This is a genomic window from Nostoc sp., from assembly GCF_036917395.1.
In the GTDB taxonomy this organism is placed as follows: Bacteria; Cyanobacteriota; Cyanobacteriia; order Cyanobacteriales; family Nostocaceae; genus Nostoc.
Window position 1 is genome coordinate 38,665 of sequence record NZ_JBALDI010000070.1, and the last position, 13,300, is coordinate 51,964.

The following is a 13,300-nucleotide window of genomic DNA, read 5'->3' on the forward strand; positions in this document are numbered from 1 at the left end:
TTATTCTGGTAACTTATATTGCCCAACAATACGCTTGGCAAACTCTGGAACGTGGGCTTCTAATTTTTCTGGATGATTTCGCTTCACATACAAATAATTCCGAGTAAAGTGAGAATCAATCGAAAACCGCGCATACTCTAAACCCTTGGGGCCGATTTTTTCGATGACCACACCCATCAGTTTTGCTGCCCACATCGGGAGGGTAACGCCTTTATCGTAAGCGGGAATGCTTTGCTGTACAGCTTCCTTCCGGTTGCCTTTAGACATGACTGGTTGGGTATCTAACTGGTCTTTCACCAAATCTAGCATTTCCTTACCTGTGTCATTTCTAACTACAATCCATTGCCAGCCGAAGGGTGCGCCCATGTAGCCAACGACTAAATCTGCTAGGGAGTTGACGTAATCAAAGCAACTCATACAGGATGGGGCAAAGACATCTTTGAGTTGGTTTGTCTTCAAGCCAAAGAAAGGCACTGTTTCTGATGAGCCATCCTCATGTTTGAAGTGAACCCGGAAGTCTTGCATGAATTCGTAATGCACAACTGTCTCAGGCGATCGGCTGGTGGTTTCTAAGAATTTTTGCAGTCCGGCGCGGTTAACATTATCTACGCAAGGCGTACCCAAAACATACAGCTTCTCTAAGCCAAGTTGTTTTTCTACGGCTCGTAATGCCTGGATTTGGCAACCAACACCAATTACCAACAGCCGCTTCATCCCCGATTTCTCTATCTGTTCCAATACAGAAAGGTTCGGAGAAAGTGTTGGTTTATTTACCCGCGCTGCTAGTATTTCTTCTGGAGTCCGGGCGATGATCGGCATAGGTTGAAAGCGGTCTTCTTTAGTGTTTTGCACGCAGACGACACCTTCAACTATGCCGTGATTGAGCATTTCAATGGCAATGCTGCTAACAATACCCGTCCATTGTGCGCCTTCGATCGGCTGTTGTTTCCGCGCCGCGATCATGTCTTGGTGAACACCAAAGTACAGCTCATCGGGGTTGTCGAGATGGCGCGATCGCGTGTGCGTTTCTTCTTCAAGTTCGCCTATTTGCTGATTAATAAAAGCGCAGGCTTCCTTGACATAGTGAATATAGTATGTATCGCATAGTCCGCACTCGCTACAGAGTTCTTTCGCAGGGCGGCGGCTAGTAGGTTTTAAGGCTTTGGCTTTTTTGTGAGGAGAAACTGAGGTCATATAAATTTTTTGTTTTATCCAGGAATCGCTTTTATTACAATACCTTCACTAGCTATGAACTTCACGATAGAGATTGAACAAGAAGAGAATGGACGCAATAAGCAGAAATGATTGGTTTTACTGCGTCAAGATCATTAGTTGAGCAAGCTATAATTTGCTTAGATTAAAGGTGATGTATCCTTATGCTGACGCTTGAGCAAATTGAGTCCGCGATTCTGCAACTGTCACCTAACGAGTATCAGAAGCTCCTTGAATGGTTTGCTGATTTAGACTATCAACGGTGGGATGAACAATTTGAGAAAGACATTGCTGATGGCAAACTGGAAGCTTTTGCACAGGAGGCGATCGCTGAGTTCGAGGCGGGGAACTGTCGAGCAATTTGATGCGTTTGTTTTATCCAGGAATCGCTTTTATTACAATCACTAGCTTACCTATGAACTTCACGATAGAGATTGAACAAGAAAAGGATGGACGCTTTCTGGCTGAAGTGATTGGTTTTCCTGGTGTACTGGCTTACGGTCAGACACCAGAAGAAGCAGTTGCTAGAGTTCAAGCATTAGCTCTGCGTGTGTTAGCAGATAAGCTGGAACATGGAGAAGTAACTCCAGAGCTAGTGAGCGTTTCATTTGCCGCAGCATGAGTGAGTGGTCTAGCACAAAGGCAAAGCGTGTCCTAGCTGCGTTGCTGCGTATTGGTTGGGAGATTAAACGCCAGTCAGGTTCGCATAAAATTCTGACACGCCCTGATTGGGCTGATTTTGTGTTTGCCTTTCATGATGGTCAAGAAATTGGGCCTAGTATGTTAGCAAGAATTGCTAAAGTGACAGGTTTAACACCTGAAGATTTGTGATAACAGTTTGAATTTTATATAAATAAGCTTGGTGAATTTGAGTATTTTGGCTTTTTATGCTTCACAAGAAGTTAATTTAAGATTTAAGTAAAAGCACAAATGCCGTTTAGAGAAAGCTTCTGTTACTTTTTTGATAACTATAGTAAATGGAAGTCTTAAGGCAATGCCTAAAAAACATAAGGAAAATGATGCCCAAGAAGCAGCAGCATTCGCAGCAGGTGGAGCAGCAGCAGGTGCAGGAGTAGCTGCAACAGTTGGAGGTATGGGTTTAGCAGTTGGAGGAACGGCTGTCGCTATTGGTGCAGCACCCGTTGTCGCAGCTGGTGCAGTTGTGGGATTGGCAGCTTACGGTTTAAAGAAACTTTTTGAATAAGGTAAAGACGATAAATATAAACGGTAAATATAAATGGATAATCACGACAAGAATTTTTTAGGCGCAATAGCAGGGGCAGTAGGTGCTGCTGCTGGTGCTGGCGCAATCGAAATAGGAATTCCTGTTGCTGCTCCTGGAATATTAGGCGCTATAGGATTAACTACTACAGCCACCATTGCTATTCCAGCAACATTTGTTGTATGAGAGTTGTAGGCGGTGTCGGCTACGCAGGCTACAAAGCGCATAAGCACTTTAACGGCACAGACAACAAACGCTTGCCTGGTATCTAATGGATGACTTCAAGCAAGCCTCCTAATCCACTTCAAAAACTTGTACGGGGTGTGATTCGGGATTGGATTAATCAAGCTAACAGTCAAAAAGCTGACAAACCTGCGAAGCTGAAGGCTAAAAAACTTGCTACGCCCAAATCCCAATCTAAACTCAAACAGGAAGCAAAAAAGCGATCGCGTCATATTCCTCTATCAGTTCGTTTTGCTGTTCTGCGAAGAGATAATGATAAATGTGTTTCTTGTGGTAAAAGCCCAGCAGAAGTCACTCTAGAAGTTGATCATAAAGAGCCATTTTCTAAAGGAGGCACTAACGACATTAGTAACTTGCAAACGCTGTGTTTTGACTGCAATCGTGGTAAAGGTGCAAGTAGCTGAATATAAAAGATAAAATCTTCGTCAAATATTATAGATAGCCCTTCAGTTAATTTACTGGAGGGTATTTGCTATTCTCAAAAGACTTTATGCTTTCTTCCTAATTTGTTCCTCTTCAAAAACAAAAACCAGTGACACAAAACTCTAAAACAGGCGCAGCATTTATTGCAAGCGGAACCATTGCAGGTGCTGGTGTTTCCGCAACTGTAGGCGGGATGGGACTAGCAGGCGGATTTGGTGCAGTCGGCATTGGTGCAACTCCTGTAGTCGGTACTGGCGCTGTGGCTGGTGCAGCTGCTTATGGCGCTTTCAAAGCGATCGCACAGGGAGATGCTGCTGCTTTCGGTGCGATGGGAATTGGTGCAGTCGGCGGTGCTGGTGTTTATAGCGTCGTCGGTAATATGGGTTTAGTCGCACCTAAAGTAGGGCTGGCATTTGGTATTGGTGCAGTCCCGATGGCGGGAATTGGTGCAGTGGTGGGACTCGCCGCCTATGGTATTGCCAAACTGTTAGATGAATCTGAAATTAGCGAAACTCCAGTACAGCTTTTTGAGCGAATGGAAGAGAAAGTTTTGCTAATGGATTACTATTCAGAAGCAGTGATGGAATTAGAAGCATTTTTCTCTGGTGAGGATTTCAACCAAAAATTTGCTGCTTTGGAAGTCGAAGCTGAGTTACAGGCGTTCAAAGCTAAATTCAAGAAAAAATCAAAATTTGTTACCCCTAAACTTTCTACTCCCAATATTGAAGCAGAAAGAATATCTCTGACAACCCACTTACCTGAAAGCTGGAGATGTGTTCGCACACTCAAGGGCCACTTAGGGGCAGTTAATGCGATCGCTATCAGTCCTGATGGTACTACCTTGAGCAGTGGCAGTGATGACAGACAAGTTTATTTGTGGAACTTGAAAACAGGAAAATGGCTTTACACGTTCTCTGGACAAGCAGAAGCAGTTTTATCTGTTGCTATCAGCCCTGATGGACAACAAATTGCAAGTGGCAGTGTTGACCGCAAAATCAGCAGTTGGCAGATGGACACAAGAAAATTTCACCGGACATTATTTTATTTAAGTTCTTCCTACAGTCATAATGGCTTTGTTAACTCGGTTGCTTACAGTCCTGATGGGGCAATTCTTGCCAGTGGTGCTGACGATAAGACTATTAGAATTTGGGGACGCTACACGGGAACAATAAAACGCACCTTGAATGGACACTCAGATGCGGTTTTGTCTGTCACCATTAGTCCCGATGGCAAAATCCTTGCAAGTGGTAGTGCTGATCAAACTATTAGGCTTTGGGATTTAAAAACTTGGCAACAGCGCTATATTTTCACTGAACATTTGGGAGCTGTGAATACAGTTGTTATTAGTCTTAACAGTCAAACTCTTATTAGTGCTAGCACAGACACCACAATAAAGGTGTGGAATCTTCAAACTGGAGAATTACTCAATACTCTGACTGGACACTCAGCGGCGGTTTTATCTGTTGCCATCAGCCCCGATGGAAAAACTCTCGCCAGTGCCAGCAGAGACGGGATTATCAAACTTTGGAATCTACATACTGGGGAACTACTACAAAATCTTTCTGGGCGAAATCCCGTTGCTTTCAGTCCTAATGGCAAGACGCTGGTAAGTGGCGGTAATGGCGCAAGCATCAAGATTTGGAGTCAAATGCAAAGCTTTGATAAATTTAATCTCGACTCTGTATTATCTGGGGAATGGTGGGAAGTCTTGGGTGTAGATCAGAGTGATAATGCTAATGTTGTAAAACTTGCCTACCTTCGATTAGCAAGATTGTGTCATCCTGATGTCAACAGTTCTGCGATTGCAAAAGCTTCAATGCAAGCAATTAATCAAGCTTATAAAGAATTCCAGGAGTAGTTAAACGCTGACAAATGTCAGTAAGGTAAAATATATAACTCTTCGGAAGTATTGACATCTTAAACTTTTAAAGCATTTATCTTGCATATTCTGAAAAAAAGTTATAAATTATTAGATTATAGGGGAATAATCTGACCTCTTAGTGTCAAAAACTAATCCGGCTCAAGTAAATATACTGCAACCAGTTTTAATTTAACACAAACACTAAACAGTACTGAAGATATATTTTTGTTTAGTAAAGCAAAGATTCCGGACATGAAACGGAACAAAAAATCATCTAAAAATATTATATCTTGTGTGACTCTTTTTAAGAATTATATTAGTGCTTGTAGTGAAGAACAACAACTATAATTAACCCAAAGAGTAATCGATTATAAGCAAATTAACTAGCAATAAACCTACATCAATGTCAGCAGATTTATTTATAGTTAATTGATTAATTTTTCTGTAAATTATATTTGCTATTCAAAAAAGCGTTTTTGTTATGCTGAGAATAGCAAAATAATAAATGAAGACGCATCTACCACAAATTCACAACCCAAATGGAGTTATTCTGGCGATGCACCTAAACGAATTGGAAACTACTGAAAATTTAAAAGAAGTGGAAGCAGCGTGGCAAGCACTAGAAAAATCAATTCTCTACTATCAAGGCCGCCCTGTTGGTACGGTAGCCGCTTATGATGCATCTGTAGCAGCGCTCAATTATGACCAGTGCTTTGTTCGGGATTTTGTCTCTGCCGGTCTAATTTTTTTGATCAAAGGTAGAACAGATATTGTTCGCAATTTCTTAGAAGAAACCTTAAAGTTACAGCCTAAAGAAAAGGCATTAGACGCCTATAAGCCGGGACGAGGATTAATACCAGCTAGTTTTAAAGTTGTATCAGAAAATGGGCAAGAATATTTAGAAGCAGACTTTGGTGAACATGCGATCGCTAGAGTTACACCTGTAGATTCTTGCCTATGGTGGATTATTTTGTTGCGTGCTTATGTAGTCGCCACAGAAGATTTTTCTCTAGTCTATCAACCTGAATTCCAAAACGGAATCAGGTTAATCATGGAAATCTGCTTGGCGAATCGTTTTGATATGTACCCAACGCTGTTGGTTCCAGATGGTGCTTGTATGATTGACCGTCGGATGGGCATTTATGGGCATCCTCTAGAACTACAAGTTCTTTTTTACACGGCATTGCGTGCATCTCGTGAACTGCTAATTTGTCAAGGAAATTCCGATATTGTTGCAGCTATTGATAACCGTTTGCCTCTTTTATGTGCTCATATTCGCCAGCATTATTGGATAGATATTAATCGCTTGAATGCAATTTATCACTTCAAAAGTGAAGAATATGGCAAGGGTGCTGTTAATCTGTTCAACATATATGTAGATTCTGTTCCCTATTATGAATTAGATAAGTGGCTGTCAAAAAAAGGTGGTTATCTAGCAGGTAATGTTGGGCCCTCGCAGCTAGATACTCGCTTCTTTTCACTGGGAAACTTAATGGCAATCATTTCCGACTTAGCCACCGAAGAACAGTCACAAGCAATTATGACTCTCATTGAGGAACGATGGGAAGATTTGGTGGGAGATATGCCAATGAAAATTTGTTTCCCAGCTTTGGAACATGAAGAATACAGAATTGTAACTGGATGTGATCCAAAAAATATCCCCTGGTCGTATCATAATGCTGGTAGTTGGCCAGTTTTAATGTGGATGTTGGCAGCTGCGGCTATGAAAACTAACAAAATAGGTCTTGCACAAAAGGCTATTGAAACTGCCCAAGGACGGCTCAGTACAGATGAATGGCCAGAGTATTACGACGGTAAGAAAGGGCGACTGATTGGGAAACAAGCTAGGAAATATCAAACTTGGACAATTACTGGGTTCTTATTAGCAAAAGAACTGATGGCAAACCCCACTTATTTGCCGTTAATCAGCTTTGGGAAATTACCAGCAGAACAGGTTTCTAGAGCATGTGAGTTAGAAATCGCCAGTGTAGATCCGTATATGACTCGATAGGGAAGTTAAGAGTCATTCTATTTTGAATTTTAGACTTTCCTGCGGAACGCTACGCGAACGGCTACGCTCAGTCGAACGATTTTAGATTTTGGATTGAAGGAAAAATCTAAAATCCAAAATCCAAAATCTAAAATTGGCAGAGTTAAAATACAAAAGCCTCTTGACTCATGTTTCCATGACAAACCCCCGTCAACTAGCTTTTATCGCCCTGCGAGATGTTCACAAGGGGGCTTATGCTGATGTTGCCCTTGATAGAGTGCTGCAAAAAGTTAATTTGGCTGATAACGATCGCCGCTTGGTGACAGAATTGGTTTATGGGAGCGTCAGAAGGCAGCGCACTCTTGATAGTCTTATCGATCAACTCGCTAAAAAGAAATCTGATCAACAACCACAAGACCTCCGCACCATCTTACATCTGGGCTTCTACCAACTGCGCTATCAAGAGCGTATTCCCGCCTCAGCTGCTGTTAATACCACCGTCCAACTCGCTAAAGAAAACGGTTTTTCTGGACTCACGGGTTTTGTTAACGGTCTATTACGCCAGTACATCCGCCTTGCAGAAAAGATAAAGGCAGATCCGTTACAACTTCCAGAGAATCTAGTGGAACGCTTTGACAATTCATCCGATCTGGAAAACCTTTCCCCTAAAAGGGGAAAGGCTTTGAATTCTCCCCCAACCCTTGTGGGGTTGGGGGCTAAGGGGTTAGGTTTGGCGTTAACTTTTTCAGATGACGTTAAAAGTCAGGTGGAACGCTTGGGGATTTTACACAGCTTTCCTGACTGGATTATTCAAGTTTGGTTAGAACAACTGGGTTTGGCCCAGACAGAACAATTATGTGAATGGATGAACCAATCACCAACAATTGACTTGCGTATCAACCCTCTTCGCACTTCAATTGAGGAAGTTGAGGCGGCTTTGCAATCTGTTGGTATTTTGGTGAGACGGATTCCTCATTTACCCCAAGCTTTACGATTAATTGGTAGTGCTGGGTCAATTCAAAAACTACCTGGCTTCAAAGAGGGTTGGTGGACTGTACAAGATAGTAGTGCCCAATTGGTAAGTCATTTGCTCGACCCCCAACCAGGTGAGGTGGTAATTGATGCCTGTGCTGCACCAGGGGGTAAAACAACCCACATCGCTGAATTAATGGCAGATAAAGGGAAAATTTGGGCTTGCGATCGCACTCCTTCTCGTCTTCGCAAACTCCAAGAAAATTCTCAACGGCTGAATTTACAATCTATTCAAATTTACACTGGTGACAGTCGTCATTTTGCCCAATTTCAAAACACCGCAGACCGCGTACTACTGGATGCTCCATGTTCTGGTTTGGGAACCATGCACCGTCATGCTGATGCTCGTTGGCGACAGACACCAGAATCTGTCCGAGAACTTTCGCTGCTACAAAAAGAATTATTAACACATACATCTACTTTTGTCAAACCTGGTGGTGTACTAGTTTATGCCACCTGTACATTGCATCTAGCAGAAAATGAACAACTGATTTCGGCATTTTTAGCTGAGTCACCTGATTGGCAAATTGAGTCTCCCATCGGCTTTGAGTTCCCTGATTCTGCCCGTACCATGCCTCAAGGTTGGTTTAAAGTCTGGCCCCATCGACAGGACATGGATGGCTTTTTTATGGTGCGCTTAAGAAAAACCAATAATTCCGAGTGAATACTGTTTGGGATTGTACGATTTGATGGAGGCATGAATCTACCAGAGGAGGCAGCAATGGTTACCCCTGACAATGTGAAAAACTTAGTTAAAATCCTGATTGGAGCAGCCTGGATCGATGGCAGAATCCAGCCAGAAGAACGGCAATATCTGCGTGAAATAGCTCAAGCAAAGGGTTTGGCTAACGATCCAGAAATTAAACCTTGGCTGTACGAACTAGTTCCTGTACAACCAAAAGAGTGCTATGACTGGGTGCAGGAGTATTTAGGCGATCGCCCCAGCCTTGAAGATTGTGAAAACTTGATTGAAGCCATCAGTGGCTTAATTTATAGCGATGGTGAAGTTGCCGTTGAAGAAGCCAGACTCCTAACGGAATTGCAAGATATAGCCAAATCACATGATTCAACTCAACCAGTTCAGACTAAACTTTTAAAACAAATTCAAAAGCTTTACCGCCGTTGGGTTGAAGTGCAAAACTAACATGGAGTTATGAGTTATGAGTTATGAGTTAAGAGTTAGAAGTTATGAGTTGACAAGAGGCGATTCACGTCTGTAGATAGATGATTTTTACGTTTGGCACTCACAACTAAGCACTCGGCACTCAGTACTCATCACTCATTACTGCTTATGGCTTGGGTTCACCCAGACCCGGAGTCTCTTCTTTATCAACCTTAGGCACAAAATCAGGACGCTCTTTGCTTTCCCAACCTGCGGGGCGTTTTGAGTTGTACCAAGCTATTGAACCAATGGTTACAGCAGCAATAAAACCAACGACATACACCAAGGTAAAAGCCAAGGGAAAATGAGGAGCAGCATCTATGCCTGGTGCTGCTGTCTGCATAAATAAATGCATGAGTATATTCTCCAAGGTTAAATAAGAGTAGCTAACACATTATCAAATGAGCGTATCACGTAACATCCCCCTGTAGTTAAGTTTAAGCAACTTGATATTGCACAGAAATGCGGACGCAGGGACACAAAGAGCAGGATTTTTACTTCCATACTCAATGCTCAATACCCAACTCCTCATTCATGAGACGGTCTAAGTTTATCCCGCCAGGATGGCTGTGACGGTGAAGAACCTGAAGAACCTGAACTATTTGCAGGAGAGAACGATCGCCGAGTTCTTCGAGGCGGGGGAGAAGAAGAATCAGATTCTACTTTTCTAGATCGCCGCCGTGGAGTAGATGATTCTGAGGAAGAGTTACTGGAACTTGATTCTTCGCTGCGATCGCGCCTTCTCCGTCTTGGGGTATAATCCCTAGATTGCTGTTCTTCTTCAGAATAGCTCCTCCTATTTCTACGTCTCCTAGATGAACCACTATCCTCAGAATTAGAATTTGTAGAACTTTCCCCTTCTGAGTCATCATCATCAGAAATAGAATGATTCAGCACTTGTTTGGGCTTGATGGACTGGGCTTTGATAGTGCCTTTGCGACCTTCTAACTTGGGTCGTTTGGGAAACTTTTCTACGGGCATCCCCTCTGCCGCTTTTTCCATAAATTCATGCCAAGTATAAGCGGCGCTACTACTGCTGCCGTCTGTGGGGTGGTTGTCATCGTTACCTAGCCACACCCCTGTCACCATCTGGGGAATGTAGCCAATAAACCACAAATCACGGGCTTCGTCGGAGGTGCCGGTTTTGCCTGCAACTGGTCTATTATCTAACTGAGCAGCACCACCAGTCCCGGCTTCTACAACGTTGCGTAGCATCCAAGTCATGATGGCGGCACTGTCAGCGTCAAGGGCGCGTTGAGACGGGAAATTAGCTGACCAGATTACTTTGCCTTGGCGGTTGAGAATGCGAGTAATACCATGAGGCTCTGTATGCAATCCTTGGGTGGCAAAACTGCCGTAAGCGCTAGTCAATTCCAGCAAATTCACTTCGTTGGAGCCGAGAGCCAAAGAATAGGTGGGCTTGAGTTCAGATTTTATCCCCATATCATGGGCAAGTTTAATCGTTGGCGTAAATCCCACATCAATCAGCACCTTCACCGCAATAATATTAATAGAGCGGGTGAGAGCATCTCGCATGTCCATTGAGCCGTGGAAGTTTTTACCATAGTTTTTCGGTTCATAGCCATCTATAACAATGGGTGCATCCTCATAGGTATCGTAGGGACTTTTACCGCTAGCGATCGCAGTGGCATATACAAACCCTTTAAATGTCGAGCCTGGCTGCCGCTGTGCCTGAGTAACCCGATTAAACTGGTTTTTACCAAAGTCTTTTCCGCCAACCATTGCCTTAATTTCACCGCTGCGGGGGTCAATGGCAACCATTGATCCTTGCTTAAAGTTCTCCCAGCGTCCTTGATTTCGCAGCGTTTTGGCAACTGCTTCTTCTGCTACCTTCTGCCAAGTTGGATTCAGCGTAGTTTCCACTACTAGACCCCCACTTGCTAGCACCTTAGGAGAAACGTACTTCGGCAATTCTTTTTGGATGTAGCTGGTAAAGTAGGGTGATTCTACTTGCACTCGCTTGGGTAAACTGCTTTTCAGGGTTAGTGGCTCCTGAACTGCTGCCTGCCTTTGCTCTAGCGTAATTATTTTATCCTCCTGCATCCGTAGTAATACCAAGTCCCGCCGCCGTTTTGCAGCTTCTGGATTCTTGTTGGGGGCGTACAAGCTAGGAGCAGGAGCTAATCCAGCAATCGTTGCCATTTCGGCGAGTGACAGTTGATCTGGCGATTTACTAAAGTATACCGAGGCTGCATCTGCTACACCATAAGCTCCATTTCCCAAGTAAACCAGATTCAAGTAACGCTCTAGAATCTGATCTTTGGTTAATTCTTGCTCCATTTTTTGGGCGAGGCGGATTTCCTTGAGTTTGCGCCAGATTGTCTGTTCTTGTTTCAGGAAGAGAATCCGCGTTAGCTGTTGGGTGATGGTGCTACCACCTTCTACCACACCTTGCGATCGCAAATTATTCAAACTCGCTCTCACAATTCCTTGAGGATCAAATCCGTTGTGTTGCTTAAATCTTCTATCTTCTGAGGCGATGAAAGCTTTTTTTAAATTATCTGGTATTTGTTCTAGTTTTAGCTGTTCTCTGGTGGCTTCACCTTGTTGTTGTAATATGCTTCCATCAGCAGCTTTAATGGTCAGTGTTTGCTCTCTAAGCACGGCGTTTAGCTCGGCCTTATCTGGCAAAGTGCGATCTATTAGACTGACGCCGTAGATGAAAGCTACTATCCCACCACCTACACCCAAGCCTACCCAAAACCATAAGCGACGATAAAGCGGTTTACCGCCAGTTGCCTGATTGGTCTTCATTTTAGATGGTAAAATTTTCATTTTGCTCAGTAACTGCCTTGCCTGCGCCAGATGTGCTCGTAGTATCTCAATTGTGGATTCTTCGTGTTGATGATGATTACCAAGCGGCGATCGCGGTTCCTCCCGATTAGAGTCACTCTAATTAGTTGGTTTTTGCTTCAAGCACGAAGTAAGCTTTTATACGTTCATTTCTTTATCTAAAGTCGTAACTACTTAACTACTATCAATCAACTTTGGGGTTATAGCACCACCTTTGTATTATTTTGACACTCTCCTGGCTCAAGCCACGGAGATTCTTAGTTCAACGAGTCCATTTAATTAGAGCAACTTGCGGTACTCTCACCAGAGGTGGTTCTCTCTCTAAGCGTTACTTACCGAGTGCCCCTCGGTAGTCGGATTACTCCAAAATTGATTTGAGTTAAGTGCCAGTCGTCTAGTTCCTGTAAATCTTTTATCTACTTTCAGGCTGCTTAACAAAAATTGTCAAGCCACTAGAACAGCAAAGTAGAACCCCATAGATTTAATTGTCAAGGTGCGGCGTCTGCATGTTAAACATAAATCAGGTTTTTAAATAGGTTGATTACCTTTCCTGCTACAGTAAATGGTAGTCGAAATTAGCTACCATATCAAAAAAAAAAGACCGAGAGTTTATCAATTGAGCTTTAGTTAAGACGAGTGGGAAAGGCTAGATAGCTACGCTTGATCAATAAAATACTTAACAAAACTTACTATAGAATAATGTATATTAGATTGAGTTTTGTGAAACTACTGCAATTATCATAATTTTTAAAAATATAAAAACTATTGACATTTTCTGAATATCCGCAAAGACAGCCCGAAAACAGCTTACTTAAGGAGAGTGTGATGCCTGAGTTGGGCTATGCCTACGCAAAGCCCAGACGAACCGCTGTTGCCCTTGGTAGTAATATCGGCGATTCACAGACAATTTTAGAAGCAGCTATCGAAACTTTAGTCCAAACGCCAGGTATTCTTTTAGAAGCTAGATCAAGTTGGTATCAAACCAAAGCAGTAGGGCCACAGCAGCCAGATTACTTAAATGGCTGCGTCACATTGCAAGTAAAAATGCTACCCCAGCAGTTATTAGAAGCTTTGTTAGGAATTGAACAACAATTTGGGCGTGTGCGTCAGGAACGCTGGGGACCACGAACCCTGGATTTGGATTTGTTATTATATGATGACTTGATTGTGGATACACCAAACCTCCAGATTCCCCATCCCCGAATGCGAGATCGGGCCTTTGTGCTAGTACCACTGGCAGAAATTGCCTCAGATTGGGTAGAACCAGTTTCTGGGTGTGTTATTAAAGAACTGCTCAAAGAAGTAGACTGTTCTGATGTACATTTATTGATGGACAATTAA

At 43.0% G+C, this 13,300-nt stretch carries 15 protein-coding genes; 12 read left to right on the plus strand and 3 right to left on the minus strand.

Annotation, left to right across the window (positions count from 1 at the left end):
* Positions 1-1,194, minus strand: a complete 1,194-nt coding sequence (locus V7K46_RS23460; protein ID WP_335117325.1) for a Coenzyme F420 hydrogenase/dehydrogenase, beta subunit C-terminal domain — start codon at positions 1,192-1,194, stop codon at positions 1-3.
* Between the two features lie 182 nt (positions 1,195-1,376).
* Between V7K46_RS23460 and V7K46_RS23465 the strand changes: the two genes are divergently transcribed.
* The 10 genes from V7K46_RS23465 to V7K46_RS23510 all read left to right on the plus strand — a co-directional run bounded on the left by V7K46_RS23465 (position 1,377) and on the right by V7K46_RS23510 (position 9,127).
* Positions 1,377-1,577, plus strand: a complete 201-nt coding sequence (locus V7K46_RS23465) for a hypothetical protein (RefSeq protein ID WP_335117327.1) — start codon at positions 1,377-1,379, stop codon at positions 1,575-1,577.
* Positions 1,577-1,834 (plus strand): type II toxin-antitoxin system HicB family antitoxin, encoded by a 258-nt coding sequence (locus tag V7K46_RS23470; RefSeq protein WP_335117329.1) that lies wholly within the window; start codon positions 1,577-1,579, stop codon positions 1,832-1,834. Before V7K46_RS23465 ends, V7K46_RS23470 begins: the two co-directional genes overlap by 1 nt.
* Complete coding sequence (locus tag V7K46_RS23475; protein WP_335117331.1) at positions 1,831-2,043, plus strand: type II toxin-antitoxin system HicA family toxin; 213 nt, start codon at positions 1,831-1,833, stop codon at positions 2,041-2,043. The genes V7K46_RS23470 and V7K46_RS23475 overlap by 4 nt, the downstream gene beginning before the upstream one ends.
* Before the next feature lie 163 nt (positions 2,044-2,206).
* Positions 2,207-2,416, plus strand: a complete 210-nt coding sequence (locus V7K46_RS23480; protein ID WP_335117333.1) for a hypothetical protein — start codon at positions 2,207-2,209, stop codon at positions 2,414-2,416.
* 33 nt (positions 2,417-2,449) lie between these two features.
* Positions 2,450-2,620 carry a hypothetical protein gene (locus V7K46_RS23485; protein WP_335117335.1) on the plus strand — a complete coding sequence of 57 codons (171 nt, stop codon included), beginning with the start codon at positions 2,450-2,452 and terminating at the stop codon, positions 2,618-2,620.
* Between the two features lie 89 nt (positions 2,621-2,709).
* Positions 2,710-3,081 carry an HNH endonuclease gene (locus V7K46_RS23490; protein ID WP_335117337.1) on the plus strand — a complete coding sequence of 124 codons (372 nt, stop codon included), beginning with the start codon at positions 2,710-2,712 and terminating at the stop codon, positions 3,079-3,081.
* Between the two features lie 128 nt (positions 3,082-3,209).
* A complete protein-coding gene (locus V7K46_RS23495; RefSeq protein ID WP_335117339.1) occupies positions 3,210-4,958 on the plus strand; it encodes a DnaJ domain-containing protein in 1,749 nt (582 codons plus the stop codon).
* 559 nt (positions 4,959-5,517) lie between these two features.
* Positions 5,518-6,972 carry a glycoside hydrolase 100 family protein gene (locus tag V7K46_RS23500; RefSeq protein WP_335117593.1) on the plus strand — a complete coding sequence of 485 codons (1,455 nt, stop codon included), beginning with the start codon at positions 5,518-5,520 and terminating at the stop codon, positions 6,970-6,972.
* 175 nt (positions 6,973-7,147) lie between these two features.
* Positions 7,148-8,647, plus strand: coding sequence for a 16S rRNA (cytosine(967)-C(5))-methyltransferase RsmB (gene rsmB / locus V7K46_RS23505; protein ID WP_335117341.1), 1,500 nt, complete (start codon positions 7,148-7,150; stop codon positions 8,645-8,647).
* 57 nt (positions 8,648-8,704) lie between these two features.
* Entirely contained in the window at positions 8,705-9,127 is a 423-nt protein-coding gene (locus V7K46_RS23510; RefSeq protein ID WP_335117595.1) for a tellurite resistance TerB family protein, read from the plus strand.
* Between the two features lie 145 nt (positions 9,128-9,272).
* Here V7K46_RS23510 and psb35 read toward each other — a convergent pair whose 3' ends face one another.
* Both psb35 and V7K46_RS23520 read right to left on the minus strand, forming a co-directional pair.
* Positions 9,273-9,500, minus strand: coding sequence for a photosystem II assembly protein Psb35 (psb35, locus tag V7K46_RS23515; RefSeq protein WP_273763011.1), 228 nt, complete (start codon positions 9,498-9,500; stop codon positions 9,273-9,275).
* Positions 9,501-9,673: 173 nt separating this feature from the next.
* Positions 9,674-11,920, minus strand: coding sequence for a transglycosylase domain-containing protein (locus tag V7K46_RS23520; protein WP_335117343.1), 2,247 nt, complete (start codon positions 11,918-11,920; stop codon positions 9,674-9,676).
* 5 nt (positions 11,921-11,925) lie between these two features.
* Here V7K46_RS23520 and V7K46_RS23525 point away from each other — a divergent pair, with 5 nt between their 5' ends.
* Positions 11,926-12,051: a hypothetical protein gene (locus tag V7K46_RS23525; RefSeq protein WP_335117345.1), complete on the plus strand. Its 126-nt coding sequence runs from the start codon at positions 11,926-11,928 to the stop codon at positions 12,049-12,051.
* A 733-nt stretch (positions 12,052-12,784) separates the two neighbouring features.
* Positions 12,785-13,300, plus strand: a complete 516-nt coding sequence (gene folK, locus V7K46_RS23530) for a 2-amino-4-hydroxy-6-hydroxymethyldihydropteridine diphosphokinase (RefSeq protein ID WP_335117347.1) — start codon at positions 12,785-12,787, stop codon at positions 13,298-13,300.

Excerpts from the sequence above, each read along its gene's own strand:
- rsmB (WP_335117341.1), top strand. The coding sequence starts at position 7,148 with ATGACAAACCCCCGTCAACTAGCTTTTATCGCCCTGCGAGATGTTCAC.
- V7K46_RS23460 (WP_335117325.1), bottom strand. The coding sequence starts at position 1,194 with ATGACCTCAGTTTCTCCTCACAAAAAAGCCAAAGCCTTAAAACCTACT.
- V7K46_RS23520 (WP_335117343.1), bottom strand. The coding sequence starts at position 11,920 with ATGAAGACCAATCAGGCAACTGGCGGTAAACCGCTTTATCGTCGCTTA.
- V7K46_RS23510 (WP_335117595.1), top strand. The coding sequence starts at position 8,705 with ATGGTTACCCCTGACAATGTGAAAAACTTAGTTAAAATCCTGATTGGA.
- V7K46_RS23470 (WP_335117329.1), top strand. The coding sequence starts at position 1,577 with ATGCGTTTGTTTTATCCAGGAATCGCTTTTATTACAATCACTAGCTTA.
- V7K46_RS23525 (WP_335117345.1), top strand. The coding sequence starts at position 11,926 with ATGGTAAAATTTTCATTTTGCTCAGTAACTGCCTTGCCTGCGCCAGAT.
- folK (WP_335117347.1), top strand. The coding sequence starts at position 12,785 with ATGCCTGAGTTGGGCTATGCCTACGCAAAGCCCAGACGAACCGCTGTT.
- psb35 (WP_273763011.1), bottom strand. The coding sequence starts at position 9,500 with ATGCATTTATTTATGCAGACAGCAGCACCAGGCATAGATGCTGCTCCT.
- V7K46_RS23485 (WP_335117335.1), top strand. The coding sequence starts at position 2,450 with ATGGATAATCACGACAAGAATTTTTTAGGCGCAATAGCAGGGGCAGTA.
- V7K46_RS23465 (WP_335117327.1), top strand. The coding sequence starts at position 1,377 with ATGCTGACGCTTGAGCAAATTGAGTCCGCGATTCTGCAACTGTCACCT.
- V7K46_RS23500 (WP_335117593.1), top strand. The coding sequence starts at position 5,518 with ATGCACCTAAACGAATTGGAAACTACTGAAAATTTAAAAGAAGTGGAA.
- V7K46_RS23475 (WP_335117331.1), top strand. The coding sequence starts at position 1,831 with ATGAGTGAGTGGTCTAGCACAAAGGCAAAGCGTGTCCTAGCTGCGTTG.
- V7K46_RS23490 (WP_335117337.1), top strand. The coding sequence starts at position 2,710 with ATGACTTCAAGCAAGCCTCCTAATCCACTTCAAAAACTTGTACGGGGT.
- V7K46_RS23480 (WP_335117333.1), top strand. The coding sequence starts at position 2,207 with ATGCCTAAAAAACATAAGGAAAATGATGCCCAAGAAGCAGCAGCATTC.